This window comes from Chryseobacterium gambrini (assembly GCF_900156825.1).
In the GTDB taxonomy this organism is placed as follows: domain Bacteria; phylum Bacteroidota; class Bacteroidia; order Flavobacteriales; family Weeksellaceae; genus Chryseobacterium; species Chryseobacterium gambrini.
Window position 1 is genome coordinate 330,214 of record NZ_FTOV01000001.1, and the last position, 22,036, is coordinate 352,249.

Annotated in this window: 17 protein-coding genes; 10 read left to right on the top strand and 7 right to left on the bottom strand. The window is 35.4% G+C overall.

The genetic code is table 11. The features are described 5' to 3' along the window. Positions 1 to 61 precede the first annotated feature (61 nt). Entirely contained in the window at positions 62 to 1,099 is a 1,038-nt protein-coding gene (locus BW951_RS01555; RefSeq protein ID WP_076390172.1) for a PLP-dependent cysteine synthase family protein, read from the bottom strand. 222 nt (positions 1,100 to 1,321) lie between these two features. Here BW951_RS01555 and BW951_RS01560 point away from each other — a divergent pair, with 222 nt between their 5' ends. The 10 genes from BW951_RS01560 (at position 1,322) to BW951_RS01605 (ending at position 15,698) form a co-directional block, all read left to right on the top strand. Further along, positions 1,322 to 4,807 carry a glycosyltransferase family 117 protein gene (locus BW951_RS01560; protein ID WP_076390173.1) on the top strand — a complete coding sequence of 1,162 codons (3,486 nt, stop codon included), beginning with the start codon at positions 1,322 to 1,324 and terminating at the stop codon, positions 4,805 to 4,807. Between the two features lie 93 nt (positions 4,808 to 4,900). Further along, a complete protein-coding gene (locus tag BW951_RS01565; protein WP_076390174.1) occupies positions 4,901 to 6,388 on the top strand; it encodes a hypothetical protein in 1,488 nt (495 codons plus the stop codon). Between the two features lie 11 nt (positions 6,389 to 6,399). Continuing rightward, a complete protein-coding gene (locus BW951_RS01570) occupies positions 6,400 to 7,056 on the top strand; it encodes a hypothetical protein (protein WP_076390175.1) in 657 nt (218 codons plus the stop codon). 246 nt (positions 7,057 to 7,302) lie between these two features. Further along, positions 7,303 to 7,827, top strand: coding sequence for a DUF1697 domain-containing protein (locus BW951_RS01575; RefSeq protein WP_076390176.1), 525 nt, complete (start codon positions 7,303 to 7,305; stop codon positions 7,825 to 7,827). Then, a complete protein-coding gene (locus tag BW951_RS01580; protein WP_076390177.1) occupies positions 7,827 to 8,171 on the top strand; it encodes a hypothetical protein in 345 nt (114 codons plus the stop codon). Before BW951_RS01575 ends, BW951_RS01580 begins: the two co-directional genes overlap by 1 nt. A 111-nt stretch (positions 8,172 to 8,282) precedes the next feature. Beyond that, on the top strand, positions 8,283 to 9,092 hold the full coding sequence (kdsA, locus tag BW951_RS01585; RefSeq protein ID WP_076390178.1) for a 3-deoxy-8-phosphooctulonate synthase: 810 nt from the start codon (positions 8,283 to 8,285) through the stop codon (positions 9,090 to 9,092). A 235-nt stretch (positions 9,093 to 9,327) separates the two neighbouring features. Next, the gene (locus BW951_RS01590; RefSeq protein WP_076390179.1) at positions 9,328 to 11,574 is read left to right on the top strand and encodes a TonB-dependent receptor plug domain-containing protein; all 2,247 of its coding nucleotides are present in this window, start codon (positions 9,328 to 9,330) and stop codon (positions 11,572 to 11,574) included. 107 nt (positions 11,575 to 11,681) lie between these two features. Next, complete coding sequence (locus BW951_RS01595; protein ID WP_076390180.1) at positions 11,682 to 12,059, top strand: HYC_CC_PP family protein; 378 nt, start codon at positions 11,682 to 11,684, stop codon at positions 12,057 to 12,059. A gap of 109 nt (positions 12,060 to 12,168) precedes the next feature. Continuing rightward, positions 12,169 to 12,642, top strand: coding sequence for a DUF3347 domain-containing protein (locus BW951_RS01600; RefSeq protein WP_076390181.1), 474 nt, complete (start codon positions 12,169 to 12,171; stop codon positions 12,640 to 12,642). A gap of 278 nt (positions 12,643 to 12,920) precedes the next feature. Continuing rightward, complete coding sequence (locus tag BW951_RS01605) at positions 12,921 to 15,698, top strand: multicopper oxidase domain-containing protein (protein ID WP_175608768.1); 2,778 nt, start codon at positions 12,921 to 12,923, stop codon at positions 15,696 to 15,698. A 328-nt stretch (positions 15,699 to 16,026) separates the two neighbouring features. Here the strand turns inward: BW951_RS01605 and BW951_RS01610 are convergent, their stop codons facing one another. The 6 genes from BW951_RS01610 to BW951_RS01635 all read right to left on the bottom strand — a co-directional run bounded on the left by BW951_RS01610 (position 16,027) and on the right by BW951_RS01635 (position 21,947). Then, positions 16,027 to 17,145 carry an FAD-dependent monooxygenase gene (locus BW951_RS01610; protein ID WP_076390182.1) on the bottom strand — a complete coding sequence of 373 codons (1,119 nt, stop codon included), beginning with the start codon at positions 17,143 to 17,145 and terminating at the stop codon, positions 16,027 to 16,029. Then, on the bottom strand, positions 17,145 to 17,735 hold the full coding sequence (locus BW951_RS01615; RefSeq protein ID WP_076390183.1) for a hypothetical protein: 591 nt from the start codon (positions 17,733 to 17,735) through the stop codon (positions 17,145 to 17,147). Before BW951_RS01615 ends, BW951_RS01610 begins: the two co-directional genes overlap by 1 nt. Before the next feature lie 13 nt (positions 17,736 to 17,748). Next, positions 17,749 to 18,543, bottom strand: coding sequence for an alpha-ketoglutarate-dependent dioxygenase AlkB (locus BW951_RS01620; RefSeq protein WP_076390184.1), 795 nt, complete (start codon positions 18,541 to 18,543; stop codon positions 17,749 to 17,751). Next, positions 18,543 to 19,766 (bottom strand): hypothetical protein, encoded by a 1,224-nt coding sequence (locus BW951_RS01625; RefSeq protein WP_076390185.1) that lies wholly within the window; start codon positions 19,764 to 19,766, stop codon positions 18,543 to 18,545. Before BW951_RS01625 ends, BW951_RS01620 begins: the two co-directional genes overlap by 1 nt. Before the next feature lie 514 nt (positions 19,767 to 20,280). Continuing rightward, the gene (locus BW951_RS01630; RefSeq protein ID WP_084196331.1) at positions 20,281 to 21,528 is read right to left on the bottom strand and encodes a hypothetical protein; all 1,248 of its coding nucleotides are present in this window, start codon (positions 21,526 to 21,528) and stop codon (positions 20,281 to 20,283) included. A gap of 113 nt (positions 21,529 to 21,641) precedes the next feature. After that, a complete protein-coding gene (locus BW951_RS01635) occupies positions 21,642 to 21,947 on the bottom strand; it encodes a hypothetical protein (RefSeq protein WP_076390186.1) in 306 nt (101 codons plus the stop codon). Between the last annotated feature and the right edge of the window lie 89 nt (positions 21,948 to 22,036).

Here is a 22,036-nt window from a genome sequence, read left to right on the forward strand (position 1 = left end):
TTTTAAGTAAAAAAGCCTTTTGTAATCACAAAAAGGCTTGATTTGTATAAATTTTTCGTCCTTATTTAATGAATTCAGTTTTAAAAACTTCATCGTAGTTGTGTACACAGTTGTTTACAAACCCCTGTTCAGCCATCCATTTATCACTGTATACTTTAGTAATATATCTTGAACCGTGATCAGGATAAATCAACACAATCAGGTCATTTTCAGAAAATTCATGAGATTGCGCATATTGCATTAAAGCCTGTGTAACGGCTCCTGTAGTATATCCTCCCATAATTGCCTCTTTTAAAGCTACTTCACGGGTTCTGTAAGCAGACATTTCGTCGTTTACTCTTACAAATTCATCTACTTTGTCGAAAAGAAGGGCAGAAGGAATTAAATTTTTTCCCATTCCTTCAATCTGATAAGGATGAACATCTTCTTTGTGGATTTCGCCGGTTTCGTGGTAGCTTTTCAGGATAGATCCGTCTGCATCCACACCAATGATTTTAATATCCGGATTTTTCTCTTTTAAAAATTTTGCTGAACCTGATAGAGTTCCTCCGGTTCCTGTACACGCAAACAGGTGAGTTACTTTTCCCTGAGTCTGTTCCCAGATTTCAGGACCTGTGGTCTGATAATGCGCATCAATATTCAACTCGTTGAAATATTGGTTGATATAAACGGAATTTGGAGTTTCTGAAGCAATTCTTTTGGCTACTTCATAATAAGATCTCGGATCATCTGCGGGAACATTCGCGGGACAGATATAAACAGTAGCTCCTAAAGCCTTTAAGTAGGCTATTTTTTCAGGCTTGGTCTTGTCACTTACCGCAAGAATACATTTATATCCCTTGATGATACAAACCATGGCAATAGAGAATCCTGTATTTCCTGAAGTAGTTTCTACCACTACGGAATCTTCTTTTAATAAACCTTTTTTCTCAGCGTTTTCTATAATATGAAGTGCGATTCTATCTTTTGTGGAATGTCCAGGATTATATGATTCTAACTTGGCATAAACGGTTGCAGGAATATCTTTCGTCACAGTGTTAAGCTTCACCATAGGAGTATTTCCTATTAGGCCAAGTATATTATCGTAAACATTACTCATTATTTGTTATTTTTCAATAAAAATCTGACGGCAAAAATACAAAAAAATAAATTTATTTCTAAACTTTTGTTTGATTTCTAACCTCTAAAATAGATAAAAAATTGTTTTCTGTTACTATCTAAAGATGAAACTTTTCAAAAAGCGAGCCAAAATCTTTAAATTTTGTTAAAAACCGTCTAAAATCATATAAAAGCCTTATTTTCGCGTAATTGATTTAATACTATGAAAAATTGGACTTTTAAGCAATGGAACACCGTTCTCGGATGGGTTGTTTTCGTCATTGCATTTTTCACGTACTTGTCCACCATAGAACCGAATTTCAGTTTTTGGGATTGTGGCGAGTATATTTCCTCGGCGGTAAAACTTGAAGTAACGCACGCTCCGGGGGCGGCTTTGTTTCAGATTGTGGGTGCTGTGGCAGCCATTTTTGCTTTAGGAAAGGGCGAAAATTATTCTATCGTGATCAACGCGATGTCTGCATTGTTTAGTGCGTTTACGATCTTGTTTTTGTTCTGGACAATTACGCATTTCGTAAGAAGACTTTTAAACAAAGATTTTGATGACATTACAAAACATCAAGAGATTTCTATTCTTTTTGCCGGAATTGTAGGCGCATTATGCTTTACATTTTCAGATACCTTCTGGTTCTCTGCGGTAGAAGGGGAAGTTTACTCGATGGCATCTATGTTTATCGCACTTTTGGTCTGGTTAATTACCAAATGGGAGAATGAATATCAGGCGAAGGACAGCGAGAGATGGATTATTTTAATTTTCTTCATTTTAGGTCTTTCAGTAGGGGTTCACATGATGTGTATGTTGGCAATTCCTGCGATCTGTCTTGTGTACTACGCGAGAAACTACACTTTTACCTGGAAGAATTTTCTTTGGGCAAATGTGATTACACTGGTAATTTTAGCAATCGTTTTTAAAGGGATTTTCCCATTGATCATGACGATGTTCGGGAAACTTGAGATTTTCTTCGTGAACGGTTTAGGTCTTCCTTTCCATTCCGGAACTATTGCTGCTTTTGTCTTAATGGTTGTCATCTGTTACTTCCTGATCTCTTATGCAGGAAAGATGAAGAAAAATGTTTATCAGACAATTGCTTTATCCATTGTTTTCATGATGATCGGTTTTTCATGCTGGATGGTAATTCCTATCAGAGCAAACGCAAATCCTCCAATGAACCTTAATGATCCGGACAACGCCATCGGAATGCTGGATTATTACAACAGAGAACAATACGGCGACTGGCCTACAATTTATGGTCAGAATTATACCGCTTTCTTAGATGCAAACGGAATTGAGAAAAAAGAAGACGGAAGTTTTAATACTACGAAAACGGGAGAAATCTACGAAAAAGACGAGAAAACAGGAACGTACAGAAAAACAGGAGACCGATTCAATTATGTTTTCAATAAAGCACACGTAGGCTTTATGCCGAGAATGTTCAATGAGGACAAAGATGTAATGGCTAACTACATTTCAATGTACGGTGCGCCGGATTTCACATTTAATTACAGTAATGAAGATGTTGCAGACAGCCCTGAAGCAAAGCAGATTTTCGATGAATTAAGAAAGAAATATGAAGACGGATCTATCACGGCTGCAGATTATTTAAAAGTAAAACCTTATAACTTAATCAATGTTCAGAAGCCTTCTCTGGCTCAGAATATGGATTATTTCATCACGTTCCAGAACGGATATTATTTTGTAAGATATCTGATGTGGAATTACGTAGGCCGCCAGAATGATCTGGAAGGCAACATGGAAAGCACAAGAGGAAACTGGATCTCAGGAATCTCTTTTATTGATGATGCTTTATGGGGAAATCAGGAAAAGATGCCTGCAAAATTCAAAAATGAAAGTACCGTAAAATTCTTCTTTCTACCTTTAATTTTAGGATTAATCGGATTCTTTTTCCAGCTTAACAGAGATTTCGGAAGATTCTATGCTATGCTTTCAATCTTTGTATTGATGAGTGTGGGAATCGTTTTCTATACCGGAGTAAAACCTTTTGAACCAAGAGAGAGAGATTATGCAATGGTAGGTTCGTTCTACGTTTTTGCCATCTGGATCGGATTGGGAGCCGGAGCAATTCTTTGGTTCTTGCAGTCTAAAATAAAATCGAATGCAGCAAACATTGTTGCAGGAGTGGTTCTTCTTGGAGTTCCTTTCATGATGGGCTTCCAGAACTATAATGTACACAACAGACACGACAGATATACTTCTTATGATTACGGATATTCTGTATTGAAATCTCTGCCTAAAAACGATATTGTTTTCGTTTACGGAGATAACGATACGTATCCGGTTTGGGCAATTCAGGAGACTGAAAACTTCAGAGACGATGTAAAAGTAGTCAACTTTACACTGGCTTCAACACCTTGGAATATCGATCAGATTAAAAGAAGAACATATAACGCAGCTCCGGTTCCGGGAGTGTTAACGCATGATGATTACAGAGACGGTGTAAACGACCAGATCTACATGATGAAGAAAGATGACTGGGAAGGACTTTTCTCTATGCTAAAACAGCAGGGAGCACCTCCAACGGAATTTGCGGAATTCAGAAAATATCTTACTCAGGATTCCATGACGATGAAAGAAGCGATCAGCTTCCTGAAATATACTTCTCCCGCGAAAAACGAACTTCTTAAAATGTATTTCGGGGAAGAGAAATTCGAGAAATACAATATTTTACCTGTAAATAAATTCATTTTACCTGTCAATAAAGAAAATGCAGTAAAATCAGGAATCATTAAAGCAGCAGATCTTCCGGATACAGTCAATCAGATCATGATTACTTACAAAGGAAATACGCTGTATAAAAACAATTTGATCTTACTTGATGTTTTAGCAAATTTCGACTGGAAAAGACCAATCAACTTCTCTTCAGGAGGAATCTACGACAGCGAAAATATTTTCTATCTGGATGAATATCTTCAGTTTGATGGCTTCAGCTACAGGCTGATTCCTATTCATACACCGCAAACGCCGGATGGAGAAATGGGAAGAGTAGATGCCAATTCTCTTTATAATGTGGTTAAAAATTTCAGATGGGGTAATTTCAAGAATTTAAATACACACTTTGACGAAACAGCCACTTCCAACATCATGAGCTACAGAGCTTCTGCAAGCAGAGCTGCAGCAGCTTTGGCAACGATGGGGCAAAAAGGAAAAGCACTGGAATTATTAGATTTAGCTTCCAAAGAAATTCCTGCAGAAAAATACAACGATCCTCGTTCTTTAAGTTCAATGGTTTACGGATATATTGTTGCAGGACAGGAGAAAAAAGGACTGCAGCTTGCTGAAGTTCTGAAAAAAGGAATTTTTGAAGAATATGATTATTATATGAGTCTGAGCAAATCTGATCAGAGTTATCTGAAAAGACAGATCAGAACAAAACCAATGGAGTACTCTTTAGTTATTTCTGCTGTTACGGATGCTTACTCAACGATTGGAAAGAAAGATAAAGCGTATGATTATCTGATAAAATCCATCGAGCCGATTGATAAGAAATTCAACACTTTTGTAGAAAATCTTAAAGAAATGGGCAAAGAGAAAGCGATGAAGGAATCTGAGCAGGTACAGAAGATCACTCCTTTCTACCAGTATCTTTTCGATGTAATGGAACCTTTTGATTCTACTTACTCCAAAGAAAAAGAGGCACAGATCACCAATTCAATTATTAAAGCAACGCAATAATAACAAAACTTAAAACGGAACTTCGGTTCCGTTTTTTTTATATATTGGGATTCAGAAATTTTAAGATTATATTTGCGATATCAAAGAAGCACAATGGTAGAGACGAGAAATAACAAAATCCCGGTGTATGCTGTAATTTTTACAGTCGTTTTTAAACTTTTATTTTTACTTACAAATTATATTCAGGAAGACGCTTTCATTACGTGGAGAGTTGCACAAAACCTTCTGGATTACGGAGTGATCGGCTTCAACGGCGATACGAAGATATCTGCTTCTACAACGCATCTCTATGTTTTTGTTTCGTATCTGTTTAATTTAATTTTCGGAAAAGAAAATTTTATAGAACCGCTTCTTGTTTTTAACTCAATACTTTTTACCATCGGAAGTTTATTGCTTTCGCATCTGGTTTTAAAAAATGTATGGCATAAAGCCATCTTTATCTTTTTAATAGGAATCTTACCTCCGGCAATCAAAATTTCCATCCTCGGAATGGAGTACGGAATTCTTTTCTTACTGGAAATGGCATTGCTGTATTATGGCTTTCATAAAGGAAAAAAATGGGCTTTCATTGTTTTGCCGATCCTTATTTTGTTCACAAGAATTGATACAATTATATTTTTGGGAATTGTATTTTTAATCGACCTTTTGTGGAATAAAAAAATAAGATGGAGCTATATTTTAGGCGGTATTTTAGGAATTTCAGTGGTCTTGGCTTTCAACTGGTTCTACTTTGGAGAGTTGGTTAACAATACCATTATTGCTAAAAAACTGGCATACGATAAAAACTTTACATTCCAGCAAAATGCAGAATATTTCTGGCTGAACTTCGGAAACTTCTGGGGAATGCTGAAACTTCCCGGAGACTTCAATCCACTGACTGTTTTACTGCTGATTTTCGAATTGCTATGCTTCATTTATTTGGTAAGACAAAGAGACAGAAGAAATGTATTTTTGTGGATGATCTTTATTTTCGGATGGGTGAAACAGCTTATTTTTCTTTCCCAAAAAAGTCTTTTCGACTGGTATTACTGGGTTCCGCAGATTTTACTTTTCGTTCCGGTTGTAATTTTTATTTTGGAGCAAAAAGTAAAAAGAAATCTTTGGCTGTCTTTATTAATCGTCATTTATATCATTCCAATGCTAGCTTTCCAGACGGTGCATTCAATTGCTACAGGAAACGGAGAATGGAATTACAGAAGAACGATCGGAACATTTTTAAACCAATATGAAAAAGACAAAAACCAATGGATTTTTCTTGAACCTGCCGGTTATGTTCCTTATTTTTCAGGATTAAAGGCGATTGATGAAGTAGGATTGGTAGATAAAAAAGTACAGGAAGAAATTAAAAAAGACAAGCCGAATTTCTGGATCAATACCGTGAAAAACAGAAAACCCAAATATCTTCTTTCCTACGATGATCTTTTTAAATCAAAAAATGCTGAGTATCTGAAAATTCATTATAAACTGATCAAAGAATTCCGTGTAAAAGATCATCTGAAAAGTGACAATAAAATTTTAGAGAAAATCTATATTTTAAAACCTTCCGGAACGGATTATAATTTATACGAAAGAATTGATTAATTTGGCTGGAAATGCTGGAAGCTGAAAGTTATCAGGAATTTTTTAAGACTGTATCCATGAAAAATATTTGCAAGCTAATTTTAGTATTTATTTTACCAATTTTATTTGGATGTAAAGACGAATTACAAAGAAAAGAATTTCTAAAAACTGCAAAAATTTATCTTAGCGAAGAGTTAAAAAATAATGCAGATTATAAATCCTTAGACTCTTTGAGAATATTAAAAATTGACACATTGTCTGATAAAGATGAATTATATCTATATATATGTCAATTATATAGATATAAACACCATTTATTATCACAATCAAAATCGCCGAAAGATTTGTACGAATTAAAATATGGAACTGATGATTTTGATTCGCAAATGTATGAAGACTACGTTAAGTTAGAATATAAGTCTGTAAAAGAAAAAGAAGCAAAATTTAATGTTCTGAGAGATTCTATTGACTTTATTAAAAAACAAATAAAACATTATGAACAAATATTAGTCAAAAAAGATAGTTTAAATTTATGTATGTATGAAGTTGAATATAGTTATCAAATAACAAATAAAAATATGATTACTGAAAAAGGTGAGACATATTTATTATTTACAAAGGATATGAAAATGATTGAAGATAAAAATCTGGAAATAAAAAATCTTCACAAATTTCCATTTATTAAATAGAAAAACTGCAGATAACATCGTATTGCCAAAATGCGGGGTTTTAGTGTTAATTGAACTACTTTACTTTTATTTCCGCTAATATTTTCCAATTCCACATTTTGATTAACTTAGTTTCTTTGAAAAAGTATTGGCTACGATTGGTCTGAACTTGAAATTTTGTTCAAATTAAGTCCGCACTTCACCAATATTTTTTCCGTTTAATGCATAACCATTAAAACACAATAACCCTAAAACTCTCAAAATCAAATGAAATACTGTGCATTTCTGCGTGGCGTCAACGTAAAAGGAACCAATATGAAAATGGCGGAAGTCTGTCAGGTTTTCAATAATGCAGGAATGAATGACGTTATTTCAATTTTAGCATCAGGAAATATTGTTTTTTCCTCCGATAAAAAAGCCGATGAATTAAAGACAATCCTCGAAAAGGCAATGTCAGAACATTTTTCTTACGAAGCTTATCTGTTCATCAAATCTCAGGAAGAAACAGAACAGTTTTGGAACGGAAATCCTTTTGAAAAAAACGATGATCTTCACATTTATGCTTTCGTAACGAATGATGGTGTCGAAAATATTTTAATCAAGGAATTCGAAAACGCTTCAAAAACGGAGAATGAAGCTGCAGAAATCGTAAACCATATTTTTTACTGGCAGGTTCCGAAGGGAAATACACTGGATTCTGCTTTCGGGAAAATTTTAGGTAAAAAAAGCATGAAAGACCAGTTTACAAGCAGAAATATCAATACTTTTGAGAAGATTTTAAAGAAATTTTAATGCTTACAGGTATAGTTTACTTTCTGATAATTTTTGCTTTAGCCAATTTCTTCTATTTCGTCTATCCTGAAAGCTCAAAAATCGGAAAGAGATTTTTGATAAGTTTAGGTATTGTCATTACAATTTCAATCATCATTTCTTTGTTTGAAGGAAAAAGTTTTATTATTGAAGGCATTGTGACTATTACCGGATATTATTCATCTCTTTTTCTTGTTCACTGGATCATTATCAAAATTCTTAGGAAAAATAATTACTGGATCTATCATCTTTTATTTTTACCGATGGCAACTTTTGTAACCATATTTTTTACAGCCTTAATGCAGGATATTTTTAGATATTCCTAAAACAATTTGTAACGATAAATCTTTTAGTGGAGATTAGCAAAACCCTCCAAATAATTTCGGATTTCCGAACTTTCTCCCTATTTTTACTGAACTTTTTAATCAAAAAATAAAATGATTCAGTATTTAGATAATATCCACCACAAAGATTCCAGAAACTTTTTCCTAATTGCCGGTCCCTGCATCATCGAAGGCGAAGACATGGCACTGAAAATTGCAGAAAAAGTGGTGGAATTAACCAATAAATATAACATTCCCTACATTTTTAAAGGAAGCTTTAAAAAAGCCAACCGAAGCAGAGTAGACTCTTTTACCACGATCGGAGAAGAAAAATCTCTGGAAATCCTTAAAAAAGTAGGAGAGACTTTTAATATTCCTACAACAACAGATATTCACGAAAACGAGCACGCAGCTTTGGCGGCGCAATATGTAGATGTGTTGCAGATTCCTGCGTTTTTGGTTCGCCAGACAGACCTTTTGGTTGCCGCCGCACAAACAGGAAAATGTGTCACCTTAAAAAAAGGACAGTTTCTTTCTCCGGAATCCATGAAATTTGCCGTTGAAAAAATTACAGACTCAGACAATCAGAAAGTGGCGATCATTGAAAGAGGAAATACCTTTGGTTACACAGATTTGGTGGTAGATTACAGAGGAATTCCAACCATGAGAAACTATGCGCCTGTCATTCTGGATGTTACGCATTCCCTGCAACAGCCGAACCAAAGTTCAGGAGTTACAGGAGGAAGACCGGATCTTATCGAGACCATCGCAAAAGCAGGAATCGCAGTCGGCGCAGACGGAATTTTCATCGAAACGCATCCCACTCCCGAAACCGCTTTGTCCGACGGAGCCAATATGTTGAGACTGGATCTTCTTGAAGATTTACTGCAAAAACTAACCAGACTTCGGGAAGCAATTTTATAATTAAATTCTGTTAAAACTTTTATTTTTTATTTGGAGCTCTTTCCCGCTTTCCATTACAATCTTTTTTTGCAAAAAAGGATTTTCATTACAATCGGGGCTAGGATTTCAGTCTGTATTTCAAGGACAGAAACGGATACAAATCTTCAAAAAACTTCAGATAAGAAATGTTAAATAAAGTTTAAATAAGTTAAAATAAAATTTATATATTCACGTTTGAAATTTTAAAGCATTTCTTTTGAAAAAACTAGTTTTACCATTGAGCCTTATGGTTCCTGCATTAGTATTCTCTCAGGTAAAGAAAAAGAAGGATACAATGAAGACCGCAACTATTGAAGAAGTAGTTTTCCAGAAAAAAGTAACAGGAAAAACCAATGATATCACCGCCGTAAAAATTTCGGCAAAAGATGCTCAGAATGTGGCGAGTATTTCCGGTGGGATCGAAGGAATCCTTAAGACTTTACCTTCCGTAAACTCAAATACGGAGCTTTCTTCACAATATATGGTTCGTGGCGGAAACTATGACGAAAACCTGATCTATATTAATGATATCGAAATTTACAGACCATTCCTCATCAGAAATTCTCAGCAGGAAGGGTTAAGCATCATCAATCCCGATATGGTTTCCACCGTTAATTTCTCAGCCGGAGGTTTCGAGCCGAGATACGGCGATAAAATGTCATCTGCTTTAAATATCTATTACCGTGAACCTGAAAAATTTGAAGTTTCCGGAGAAGGAAGTTTAATCGGAGGAAGATTATCCACCGGTTTTGCTGTCGGAAAAGACAAAGAAGGAAACAGGAAATTTACCGCCTTATTTTCAGGAAGATACAGAAATACCAACCTTGTTCTTAATACCCTGAAAGAAGATACAGACTTCAATCCGAAATACATGGATTTTCAGACGTATCTGAATTATCATTTCAGTCCGAAATTTACGGCTTCATTCATCGGATATTATTCCAAGAATGATTACGAAATGATCCCGAAAGCAAGGAGTGTAGACTTCGGATCTTTGCAGCAACCGATTAATTTAACGGTAAATTACGGTGGTCGCGAAGACGATAAGTATAAAAATATGATGGGAACATTCTCCCTGAACTATAAGCCATCCGATAAATGGAGATTTACTTTAGACGCTTTTGCCTACCAAAACCGGGAAAGAGAATATTACACCATCGCTTCGGCTTATGTTTTACAGACTTTTGATCCGATCACGGGAGAACCCGTTACTTCATACGATACAGGCGGGCAAATAGAGCATGCACGAAATGATCTATATGTAAAAACATACGGAACGCAGTTCCGAACTCGTTTTTCGCCTAACGTAAATACAGATATTGAAGTCGGATTTAAATATGAAAAAGAAAACCTGAAAGATCTTACCAACGAATGGAAGCTGGTAGATTCTGCGGGATACAGCACGCCGATTTCTGCGCTTTTAGATCCCAGAAATCCGCCGGATTTAAAATTATATTACAGCATTGCAGGGAAAAATGATATTCAGCCGACAAGAATGTCTGCTTACGCGCAGTATTCTCAGAAATTTTTCTGGGGAAGCAATAAAGTGTTTGTAAACGCCGGAGCAAGAGTATCGCACTGGAGCTTCAATAACGAAACCATTTTCTCTCCGAGAGCACAGTTTGCCATCAAGCCGGATTGGGATACCGATATGTTGTTCAGGCTTTCCGGAGGTATCTATTATCAGGCTCCTTTTTACAAGGAAATCAAAGATTTAGACGGGAATTTTAATTCAAATATAAAATCACAGAGATCTATTCAGGCAATTCTGGCGAATGATTACGAATTCCAGATGTATGACAGACCGTTTAAACTGACCACGGAATTGTACTACAAGAAAATGAATGATCTGATCCCGTATTTCATGGACAACGTGAGAATTCGTTACTCCGGAAAAAATAATGCTTCAGGATACGCATACGGAATTGATACCAGATTGTTCGGAGAATTTGTTCCCGGAGTGGATTCTTGGTTATCGGCAAGTTATGCCCGAGTGTATGAAAATATTGATGGGAGAGGAGACATTCCGAGACCAACGGATCAAAGGTTAAGATTTGCGATGTTCTATCAGGATTATATGCCGAGATTCCCGAAAATGCGCGTCAATCTTACGTTAACCTATGCGATGGGATTGCCTACAGGATCGCCTATCGTATTGGATGAAAACAGAAAAATAGATTATCTCGCAGGATATTCCTATCAAAAAACATTGCCATCTTATAAAAGGGTAGATTTAGGTCTTTCTTACGCTTTCATCGATCCGAAAGAAAAAAATCAGGCATATGGTTTTTGGGGAAATTTTGATGAACTAACTTTGGGCGTTCAGGTCTTCAATGCTTTTAATATCAGAAATACCGTTTCCAATCAATGGATTACCGATGCGAATACCAATTTGATGTATCCGGTTCCGGTACGTTTAACGGGACGTTTCTTCAATGTGAAACTTGAATTTAGAATAAAATAAATACAGACTCCTGAAAATTTTCGGGAGTTTTTTTATTTCCTGAATTTTATAACATCTTTACAGAATTTTATAACGAAGATTGTCTTCATATTTTTAACTTTGTCTCAATGAAAAAGATTCTTGCCATCCTGTTCTCTGTTTTCTACTTCGGTTTTTCTTCCGGAGCGGTTTTCAGTGTTCATTATTGCATGAATGAATTGGCTTCTGTCAGCCAGAAAATTGATGATGTTTGCAGCAAATGTGGCGTAAAAACCAAGAAAGACTGTTGTAAAACAGAAATCAAAATTGTAAAAGTTGATGATTCCCAAAAGTCAGATTTTCTTAAAATTGATTTTTTAAAACAAATCTATCACATTCACAAAAACGATTTTTTCTTCGTAGATCATTCTTTTTCAGCTACAAAATTTACTCAGATTCAGATCAATGCGCCGCCGGAAAAACGCTCCGTTCCGATCTTTATCAGTCATTGTAATTTTAGAATTTAAAATCTGTCAGTCGTTTGATCTTTTGATCTTTACGAACGACACGGCTTGTCGCTTTACGCGATCAATTTACCAACTTTTTCTTTAAAAATTAATTCTAAAATTTAAAACAATGAAAAAATATATCATTACAGCAATATTCTCATTATTATCAATTATTTCAATTTCAGCGCAATCTAAAAAAGACGCACAGGTTACCAAACTATATCAGAAATATATCGCTATAAAATCTGCTCTGGCTTCAGATGATGCCGATAAAACATCAAAAGCAGCTACGGAATTCATTAAAACAGCTTCTACAATTGATTACAAACAGGTTTCGGAAGGAAATTTAAATATTCTCAGAAAAGATGCTACTGCAATTTCTGAAGCAAGAAACATCAGTACACAAAGAGAAACATTTATGAATCTTTCCGATAATATGATCGCTCTGGCAAAAGAATTCAAAGTTTCTGAAAATCCGGTTTATGTTCAGTATTGTCCGATGGCAGACGGAAGCTGGCTGAGTGATGAGTCAAAAATCGTAAATCCTTACTACGGAAAATCTATGCTTTCCTGCGGAAATGTAAAGACAACAATTAAATAATATTATTATTTTTCTATAATACAATAAGTTGTATAGCTTAAATTAAAATTTACTTTAATGGATTGATTTGAAGGCTATTCCAAAACTTTGAGATCTTAGTTAAGTGAAACGCTTTTGTGAACTTAAAAATATTCTCAATAATTTCAACAAAATCTTTGCGAGCCTTTGCGTTAAAAATTAAGTGATTTTAGATTTTTCGACTCCACTTCGTTTCGCTCAAAATTAAATTTTTTAAAATTTAATTCAGGCTATACAACTTTAAAAAACTTCGAAATATTATGAAAAAGATAATAATATTTCTGCTGTTTTTATTCTCTGTTTTCAGTTTTTCACAGACTACAAAAACCTATTTCAGTTGTCCGATGCATCCTGAAATCGTTTCTTCAAAACCCGGAGACTACCCGAAATGCGGAATGACCTTAAGGAAAAAAGTAGTTGCTGTAAAACCTAAGACTATTTCAAAGCCGGAAGCAGAACCGATGCAGAAAACAGAAATAAAATCAAAAGAAATTAAGAATAAGGATAATGCTAAGATTGAGAAAAAGAACAATTCTAAAAAGGCAAAAAAAGCAGATAAATCAAATGTTTCTAAACCTGTTTTAAATACATCTGAGACTGAAATTTTAAAACAATTAAAACCTCAATCTCAGCCTCAAAAATATACCTGTCCGATGCATCCGGAAATCATTTCAGACAAACCCGGAAAATGTCCGAAATGCGGAATGGATTTAATAAAAATTGAAAATCATTCACCGCATCAATCTGATCCAGAACCTAAACCTGATAACTCTGTTTTAAAAAGAAATTCGGAAAACGGCAGAGTAAGTTTTGGAGGAAAAACGATTCGTTATGATTTATATGTCAAAGATACGATCGTAAATTTCACCGGAAAAAACCGCAGAGCAATTGCTGTCAACGGAAAATTACAGGCTCCGACCTTATATTTCACGGAAGGCGATACTGCCGAAATTTATCTTCACAATATGCTCAAAGAAAACACAGGATTTCACTGGCACGGCGTAATTTTACCGAATGAACACGATGGCGTTCCGTATTTAACAACAAAACCTGTAAAGCCGGGAGAAACACATTTGTATAAATTTAAGGTTTCCCAGAACGGAACATATTGGTATCATTCTCATGAAAGTTTGCAGGAACAGATCGGGATGAACGGAATTTTGGTCTTTCAAAAAAGAGAAGGAGAGCCAAAAGTAAATTATACTCAGGAAATCCCTGTTTTACTCGGCGACTGGAGTGATGAAAATCCGATGCAGATTGCAAGACGTCTTCACATGGCAAATACAGATTGGTATGCCATTAAGAAAAATTCGGTACAAAGTTATTGGGAAGCCATAAAATCCGGAAACTTCGGAACAAAAGTGCTGAATGAATGGAAAAGGATGGAAGCCATGGATGTAAGTGATGTTTTCTACGATAAATTTCTCATCAACGGACAGCCAAGCTCTGCTTATTCCAATTTAAAAGCGGGAGATAAAATACGGTTAAGAGTTGCAAATGGAGGTTCGTCCACTTATTTCTGGCTGAATTTCGGAGGCGGAAAAATAAAGGTAATAGGAAATGACGGAAACGATGTGGTTCCTGTGGAAGTCGACCGATTGATTGTGGGAGTCTCTGAAACGTATGATATTGAAGTCACCATTCCGGAAAATAAAAGTTTCGAATTTCGGGCGACTTCGGAGGACAGAATTGGTCACGCTTCGCTTTGGCTAGGTTCAGGGGAAAAAATTGAAGCACCGGATTTACCACGGTTAAAGCTTTTCGAAGGCATGAAAATGATGAACGGAATGATGGAAATGAGCGGAAATATGAAGCCGATGAACATGACGATGGGCAATCAGATGATGGACATGAATGAAGTCATGTATCCCGAACTTCCTGAAAGTCAACGAAAAATAACCATGAAGCATATGAATGAAATGATGGGCATCAAAACCCAAGAGGAAAACGAAGAGCATTCCGGTCATTCGATGGAAATGAAGGAAGAAAAATCAATTAAAAGGTTGTCTTATAATCTGTTAAGATCTCCTGAGAAAACCATTCTTCCGACAGAAAATGTCCGCGAACTGAAATTTACTCTGGAGGGAAATATGAATCATTATCTCTGGACTTTAGATAATAAAACGGTGACGGAAACCGATAAAATTTTAGTCAAAAAAGGAGAAATTCTGAGGATTACAATGTATAACAATTCGATGATGCGCCATCCGATGCATCTTCACGGACATGATTTCAGATTAATCAACTCAAAAGGTGAATATTCTCCGCTGAAAAATGTTGTAGACATCATGCCGATGGAAACCAATACGATTGAATTTGCTGCCAATCAGGATGGCGACTGGTTTTTCCACTGCCATATTTTATACCATATGATGGCGGGAATGGGAAGGATTTTCAGCTATGAAAATTCAAAGCCAAATCCACAATTGCCTGACAGAAAAATTGCTTGGAAAAATTTTCTGAAAGATAACAGGATGATAAGCTCAATGGCAATGCTTGATCTTAACAGCAATAAAATACATGCTGAGTCCATGACGATGTTCGGACCGAGATGGGCTAACTTAAATGAATTTCACTCAAACTGGGATTTTGATCATTTTGACGGTAATTTTAAAGTCGGCAGATTTTTAGGAAAATTCCAGTGGGCAATTCCTTACGCGGGTTTCAGAATTCAGAAAAATCATGAAATTATGGAACGAAAAATGGCAGAAGAAATGGGAATGGGTTTTCATGGAAATAAAACGTGGTTCGGACAGCAGAAAGCTTCCAAAACTCAGGGTGCATTTACGGTCGGGATGCAGTATCTTTTGCCGATGCTCATTACAGCGGATGCAAGTGTAGACCAGAACGGAAAGGTTTTACTGGAGTTCAGCAGGGAAGATATTCCGCTTTCAAGAAGGCTTCGCGGAAATTTTACGGTTAATTCTGATGGCGAATTCAATACAGGTTTGTGCTACATTCTACAGAAATGGCTTTCTGTTTCCGGTAATTATGATAATGAAATGGGATGGGGAGCCGGAATTACCCTTACTTATTAAAGTTTTTATAAAACAATAGAATATTTAATCCTTCAAGATTTTTAAATTTTGAAGGATTTTTATTTCCGACAGACTGAATGAAATTTATCTGAAAGTTTGCTGGACTTTCATTTAACCACAAAAGGGACAAAAGATTTTGATGCGTTTTTAAAGTTAAAAAGTAAAAGAATAAAAGAGCGCAACAGTTTTAAAAAATCTCTGATTTTTATACTTTTGAGCACTTTGATTATTCTGAAAATTTGCTTTATAATTATCTTTTGTACCTTTTGCTGTTTACATTCGAAAATAATTAAATTAAAAAAATTATCCGTGAAAAATGTCTGGGAAACTACATTTCCAGTCGAATTGTTTTCTCAACTAATTTTTGATTAAAGCTTTCAGGAACCAATCTGAACATAAAATTTCTTACAAAAGTTCCTTTTTCCCATTGAGAGATCTGTCCGATTTTCCAGCTTGTATCAACTACATAATCTACTTTTTTTCTCCTGATCTTCTGAAAATTTTCAAAAACTTCATTGAAATTCTGATGGTTTTCCAACAGCTTTCCGATAATATAAGCGTCTTCAATCGACTGACAGGCTCCCTGTCCGAGATTCGGCGTTGTTGCGTGTGCTGCATCACCGATCAGACAAAGATGATTCGTGTGCCATTTCGGAATAGGAGCGAGGTCGATAATTTCGTTAAAAATGATATTTTCCTGAAATGTTTTCTCCATAATTTCAAGAATCAGTGGATGAAAACCGTGAAAATTTTCAGCTAATTGATTTTCAATCTGATGAATGTTTTTATTAATAACAGCGTACCAGTATATTTTTCGGTCGGTCATTCTTACAAATCCAAAACGTTTTCCTTTTCCCCATGCTTCAATGGCTTCATGGTGGAAATTTTCAGGAAGATCAAATTCTGCCAATCCGCGCCAACACAATTGCTGGGTGTTTCTGATGGTTCCTGTTCCGAAAATCTGCTTTCTTACTTTTGAATGAATTCCGTCTGCTCCAAAAACGATTTTGCTTTCAGTTTCAGTTCCGCTTTCAAAATGTAAAATATAATTTTCTTTCTTCTGAATTTTGTTCAGCGCATGATTCAGTTGAATAGTTTCATAGCCGATATTTTCCGCCAAAATCTTTTGCAGATCGGCTCTGTGAATGGCAACGTTGCAGGAATTGTACTTTTTTTCCAATTCCAGAACATTGGTCTTAGAAATGCGTTTCAGCTTTTCATCCGTAATCGAAATGCCGTGAATTTTGTTTCCCGCCTGTTCAATTTTTTCTTTTAAGCCTAACTTATCGAAAATCTGCATCGCGTTGATTGCCATCATAATTCCGGAACCGACAGGTTTTATTTCCGCTGCCGATTCATACAGCGTAAAATCAATGTTTTGTTGTTTCAGGATATTTCCTAATGTTAAACCGCCGATTCCGCCTCCGATGATGGATATTTCATTCATTATTTTAGATTTTTCAATTCGTTCAGCAGCTGATTCTGTTTGCTGATGAAATTCTCCAGACTGTCTGTTTTTAAAGGGTGTGCATTCTGATATTTTTCAATTTCAGGAAGGGTTTTTCTGATTTTGAAAGCTGTATAAAAACTGAAAATTTTATAATAATTTAGATTAATTTGAGTCGTTAAATCTTTTATCCTTTTCTTTTTCTTGTCAAAACTTTCAGAACTGTTATTTACAAGATTAAGAATCTCTTTTTTAAGTACGGAGTCTCGAATTGACTTTGCACCATTGATAGATAACGTATAATAATCATCAGAATTGTTGATGATTTCTCTGTACAGATCTTTCATTTTACGGCTATCTTCCTGAAGATTAGAAATTTTAAGATCTAATTTTTTAAATTCTTCATTATTTTTAATCTGTTCAGAATAAATGGCGTTAAGGATATCTTCAGAATGATTTAGTCTCTTCACAGGAAAACTTGATTTATTATTTTCCACTGCATTTTCAACCAAAGGTTTATTTTCGGATCTGTTTTCATTGCAGGAAAACAGAACTAAAAGCAGGGTAGAAGTAAAGAATAATTTTTTCATGTTGTGTATATATTTAATTTTTGATTTCAGGAAGTAGAAGATCTGCAGGACTTATCGTGAAAAACAGATCAGGATAGACAAAATCCAAAGAACGGTTTTCTTCACCTCTCAGCCGGAAAAACTCTTTTTCCTTTTCTTCATCGGCTAAAATAAATACTTCTCCGGTTGAAAAATACGGTTGGTTGTCCTTAAATCTGATAAAAGTTTTGGAAGTCCTGAACGTCATTCCCAACCATCTGTTATCCGTAAAACCTTTGGAATTAGGGTTGGAATTCAGAACAATTTTATGCTGAAACTTTTTGTTCGTTTCTACAGAAAATAGTACAACAGAATGATGATCCAGTATAATTTCAGATTCTTCTTCCATGATTTTATCTTTTATAACAAGCTTCCTGAGGTGATTTTCTTTTAACTGATCTGGATTTTCATAGCATGAAAACAAAGCAATAAATGAATGATCTTCCAGATCCAAAGCCTGATCGGAATGAAATCCCATTTTCGAGTACGAAGAATCATACACTTCAATCAATGCATTGTTGAAATGCTGTTCAGGCACATCTGTTTTTTCGGCTGAAATTGTTTGGTTAATTTGTTCAACAACGGAATGATGAATCTCAGAAAAGAGATTCGCCGGAATCTGATATCTTGTCGTTGTCCTTACAACAGGAATAGTTCCGTTTTCTTCTTTCACGAGATGATTTCCGAGTCTGCCTTTTCCTGTTGTTTCAAAGTCCGCAGAATTCAATAGATTTTCAAATGTATTTTGCTTTTCAGGAAGCCGTATTTTATAAAATCCGGAGCTGCTCATTACAGGATTGGTTTTTCATAATCGCCCAGATTCATGCTGAAATGGGTTGTTTTATAGTTCACTCTATTCTCCGTCATGTTCTCTTCGTAATAAGAATTGCGCAGTTCCGCCTGCATTTCGGGAGTCATGCTTTCCAATTTAACATAATTATCACTTTCTTTGATGTAGGTCTGATTGTCTCTGTACATCGCCTCAAGATTCGAACAACGAACAACATATCCCATTCTTATCGGAATCTGATCGACTCCCAAAACAGAAGGGCGGATTTCATGCGTATACAATCTGTTGGTAGACAGCGGAATAATAAACGCAGAGTTCGGATATAAAGTAACCGTAAATTCTTTTTCCAGAGATTCGTCCTCAACTGTTTTCTTGAGCCTGAAATGGAGTCTTGTTAATGCGCTGGTTTGCTTATAGCACACATCAAATCTATCTGTTTCCGATGGTTTTAAATGTTCGGAATTGGAATTGTCGTAAAAAGTACAGAATGCGATCAGTCCTTCTTTCGGCATATCCTTCGTTTTGTCGGAGTGAGCTTTAATTTTGGCTTTCACTTCCTTTTCAGCATCCGAAGTTTTCTTTTTGTTCTCGTAAATCTGTACCAAAGCGTGATTAAGATCGGTTTCATATTCAAAAGTTTCCTTTGCACATTCGTTAAGAAGAGCAATAATTTTTTGGTCGGTTTCTCTGAAATTATCTGTAGGTCCTGTCAGATTACTCGAACATCTCAACAAATTAAAATGCAGAGCATCTTCTCCTTTTTCATCGGCTTCATGAGTCACTTTACTCAGATAAATGCCTTTTCTCAGAGCTTTTGCTTCTTTATTGGATTCTGTAAGTTCCTGAAAACGATGTTCTGATTTTACTTTTTCAAAAATATTCTCCTCATGGAAAATTCTTCGGAAATACACTCCCGCATTGCTTACAATAACCGGAACTTCTCCAATTTCGACAGTTTTTGATTTTTCTTCGCTGATATTTTCAAAATTCACCGAAAATTCTTTAATAATATGCAGGAAATAATGATCTTTCTGAATATTTTCCAAATTTCCGCAGATGTATATTTTTTGATGACCAAGTTCCGGACTAAGCTCATAAACTACGGTTCCGCAGAAATGATCGATGATATACTGAAGTTCTGTATTGATTTCCTGACTGTTATTTAAAATAACAAGAACATTTTTATCTTTTGATATTTTGTTTTCTTCTGAATGGTTATTCATGTTTCTCAATTGAAAAGTGAAGATAGCTAAAATTTTAAATGTTTTAAAATCTTAAAGCCTTTAAGGAATAAAGACATTCATTTTCACTCAGTTTTTTAAGCTAAATAGGCTTAAAAATAAAATATTCTTGTTGGAAAATGCAAAGACGCAAGTTTTTTATTAATCTCAAATCAAACTGTTTAAACTAATTTCAAAATTAACCACAAAAGGCACAAAATAAAATGTTAAAGCGAATTTAAATACTATTCAAAGAGCTCAAAAGAATAAAAATCAAAGATTTTTAAAAACTATTGTGAACTTTTTCATTTATAATGATCAACTTTAAATAAAAGTTTAGTCATCTTTTGTGCCTTTTGTGGTTAAAGCAGACGCATCTTTAAGGCGCAAGAAAATCAAAGATTTTCAATAAAGATTGATGCTGAATTTTATCGCAGATAAAATCCAAGTTTTAGAATAAAAAAAGACCATCGCAATGACGGTCTTACCTGTTTTTTAATTTCGGATTAAAATTTTACTATTCGTATTTGGAAAAATCAACCGCAAAAATACATCGGTTCACCTGACTTCCGTTTTGTGCTCCTGCATTCGGTTCATATTCGGTTAAACTCCACAGGTAATTATATTGAGACTCATAGTAAAGAGATTCCGCTCCGTAAGGCCATCTGAAACGTACCGTATCATCTGCACCATCGGTATAACGCGCTAATCTTGCATTTGATCCGTAAGAATTGCTTGGAGATCCGGTACAGGAAAGCCACGTTCTGTTGCCTTTTCTGAAAACACCCTGAATTCCATGCGCATGATTATCTGTGAAAAGACTGTTTTTAGGTGTTACCGTTACAATTCCTGTATTCTGAAGCCTTCCGTTCGTATCAACCGGAAAACCAAACACTTTCGGAACAATTGAAGCATCGGCGCTGCCTGAATAATATTGCCCTGTCCAGAACTGCGTTCCTTCATCATTCACCTGAATCGTAGAGAAAGGATTCGCATTGTTGATTTTCTGATATCCCGTCTGTGGCAATATATACCTGTAATTAAAAGCGAACAGGTTTCCGTTAGAATCTTTACCGCATTTATCATTGGTTGTGTCGCCTGTACTTACTTCAATAATTTTATTCAGATCGAAAACACGGACGCCTAAATTTGTACTGCTGAGATAAATTTTACCTTTAAAATAGGCAATTCCGCCTGCATGAACATTCAGCGGAGCATAAGAACCATACTGCGAATAGCCTGTTGTACCTGCCGGAATATCGGGCTGAACCAAAAGAATATGACGGTAGGTAAGATAAGTACTGGAACTCGGACTGATGTCAATCAGGGTAATTCGGGAGCCTTTAAATTCAGCTTCATCTTTCGCATACCAACTCACCAAAAGATAACGGACACCATCTTTTGTAAATCCTGAAATTCCCTGCGGTCTCCAAAGCGAAGTCGTTTCATCATCGGTGTTCCAGCGGATTCCTCTCACTCTGTTTTCTTCAGGAATGTTGAAACCGTAAACTTCGGTATAAGCACTTCCACCGATTGCCTGACGGTTTTTATCAATCTGTGAAGGGTTTAAAAAGCTGAAACCGGAATTGATGTATGCGCTTGTATCGGTGTAAGCATTTACGCTTACGTCTGCGGCAGCTTTGCCGAGATCGGCTTTTGAAGATAAATTTTCTTCTTTTAAAGTTGAAGCGATGTCATTATCTGCACATCCAATGCTCGTTATGGCAAACAAAAGCATCCACCCGAAAAGTTTTCTTTGAATCATGATCAGTTTAATCTGTTTTTAAAGTTTTAAATTGATTGCGAAACTATCAGATTCTTTTTTTATCCGGATTTCGTACGGATTAATTATGTATTAAATTTATGTTTTCTGAGTAATTAATTATTATGCATATTTTGGCTGTTAATATAATTCTCTAAATCAAAATCTTTATTTTTGAGGTTAAGATTTACTTTAATGCTTCCACTGGAATTCCTTATTTCAAGTCGTTCTTTTACTTTTTGTTTTGTATCGTAAGAATATTTATAGAATACGCCTGGAAAATCCTCATAACTTTTAGTAAGCTGAATGATTGGTTTATTGATTGTAAGAATAAAAATTTCGTCATTCAGAAAAACAATATCACCTTTTCTGTAAATTATTTTTGCGCCTAATTTTGAATAGCCTTCTATCTCGGTTTCCACATTTCGAACTAAAGTATATTCTCTGTCTCTGATGAAATCATAAAACCGTTTCTGTTTATTTTTACTTAAGAAGTAAACGAATATATTCC

Bases quoted from the DNA above. Each gene is read 5' to 3' on its own strand.
- BW951_RS01600 (WP_076390181.1), top strand. From the start codon at position 12,169: ATGAAAAAATATATCATTACAGCAATATTCTCATTATTATCAATTATT.
- BW951_RS01610 (WP_076390182.1), bottom strand. From the start codon at position 17,145: ATGAATGAAATATCCATCATCGGAGGCGGAATCGGCGGTTTAACATTA.
- BW951_RS01565 (WP_076390174.1), top strand. From the start codon at position 4,901: ATGGTAGAGACGAGAAATAACAAAATCCCGGTGTATGCTGTAATTTTT.
- BW951_RS01605 (WP_175608768.1), top strand. From the start codon at position 12,921: ATGAAAAAGATAATAATATTTCTGCTGTTTTTATTCTCTGTTTTCAGT.
- BW951_RS01575 (WP_076390176.1), top strand. From the start codon at position 7,303: ATGAAATACTGTGCATTTCTGCGTGGCGTCAACGTAAAAGGAACCAAT.
- BW951_RS01570 (WP_076390175.1), top strand. From the start codon at position 6,400: ATGCTGGAAGCTGAAAGTTATCAGGAATTTTTTAAGACTGTATCCATG.
- BW951_RS01630 (WP_084196331.1), bottom strand. From the start codon at position 21,528: ATGATTCAAAGAAAACTTTTCGGGTGGATGCTTTTGTTTGCCATAACG.
- kdsA (WP_076390178.1), top strand. From the start codon at position 8,283: ATGATTCAGTATTTAGATAATATCCACCACAAAGATTCCAGAAACTTT.
- BW951_RS01620 (WP_076390184.1), bottom strand. From the start codon at position 18,543: ATGAGCAGCTCCGGATTTTATAAAATACGGCTTCCTGAAAAGCAAAAT.
- BW951_RS01595 (WP_076390180.1), top strand. From the start codon at position 11,682: ATGAAAAAGATTCTTGCCATCCTGTTCTCTGTTTTCTACTTCGGTTTT.
- BW951_RS01615 (WP_076390183.1), bottom strand. From the start codon at position 17,735: ATGAAAAAATTATTCTTTACTTCTACCCTGCTTTTAGTTCTGTTTTCC.
- BW951_RS01560 (WP_076390173.1), top strand. From the start codon at position 1,322: ATGAAAAATTGGACTTTTAAGCAATGGAACACCGTTCTCGGATGGGTT.
- BW951_RS01580 (WP_076390177.1), top strand. From the start codon at position 7,827: ATGCTTACAGGTATAGTTTACTTTCTGATAATTTTTGCTTTAGCCAAT.
- BW951_RS01555 (WP_076390172.1), bottom strand. From the start codon at position 1,099: ATGAGTAATGTTTACGATAATATACTTGGCCTAATAGGAAATACTCCT.
- BW951_RS01625 (WP_076390185.1), bottom strand. From the start codon at position 19,766: ATGAATAACCATTCAGAAGAAAACAAAATATCAAAAGATAAAAATGTT.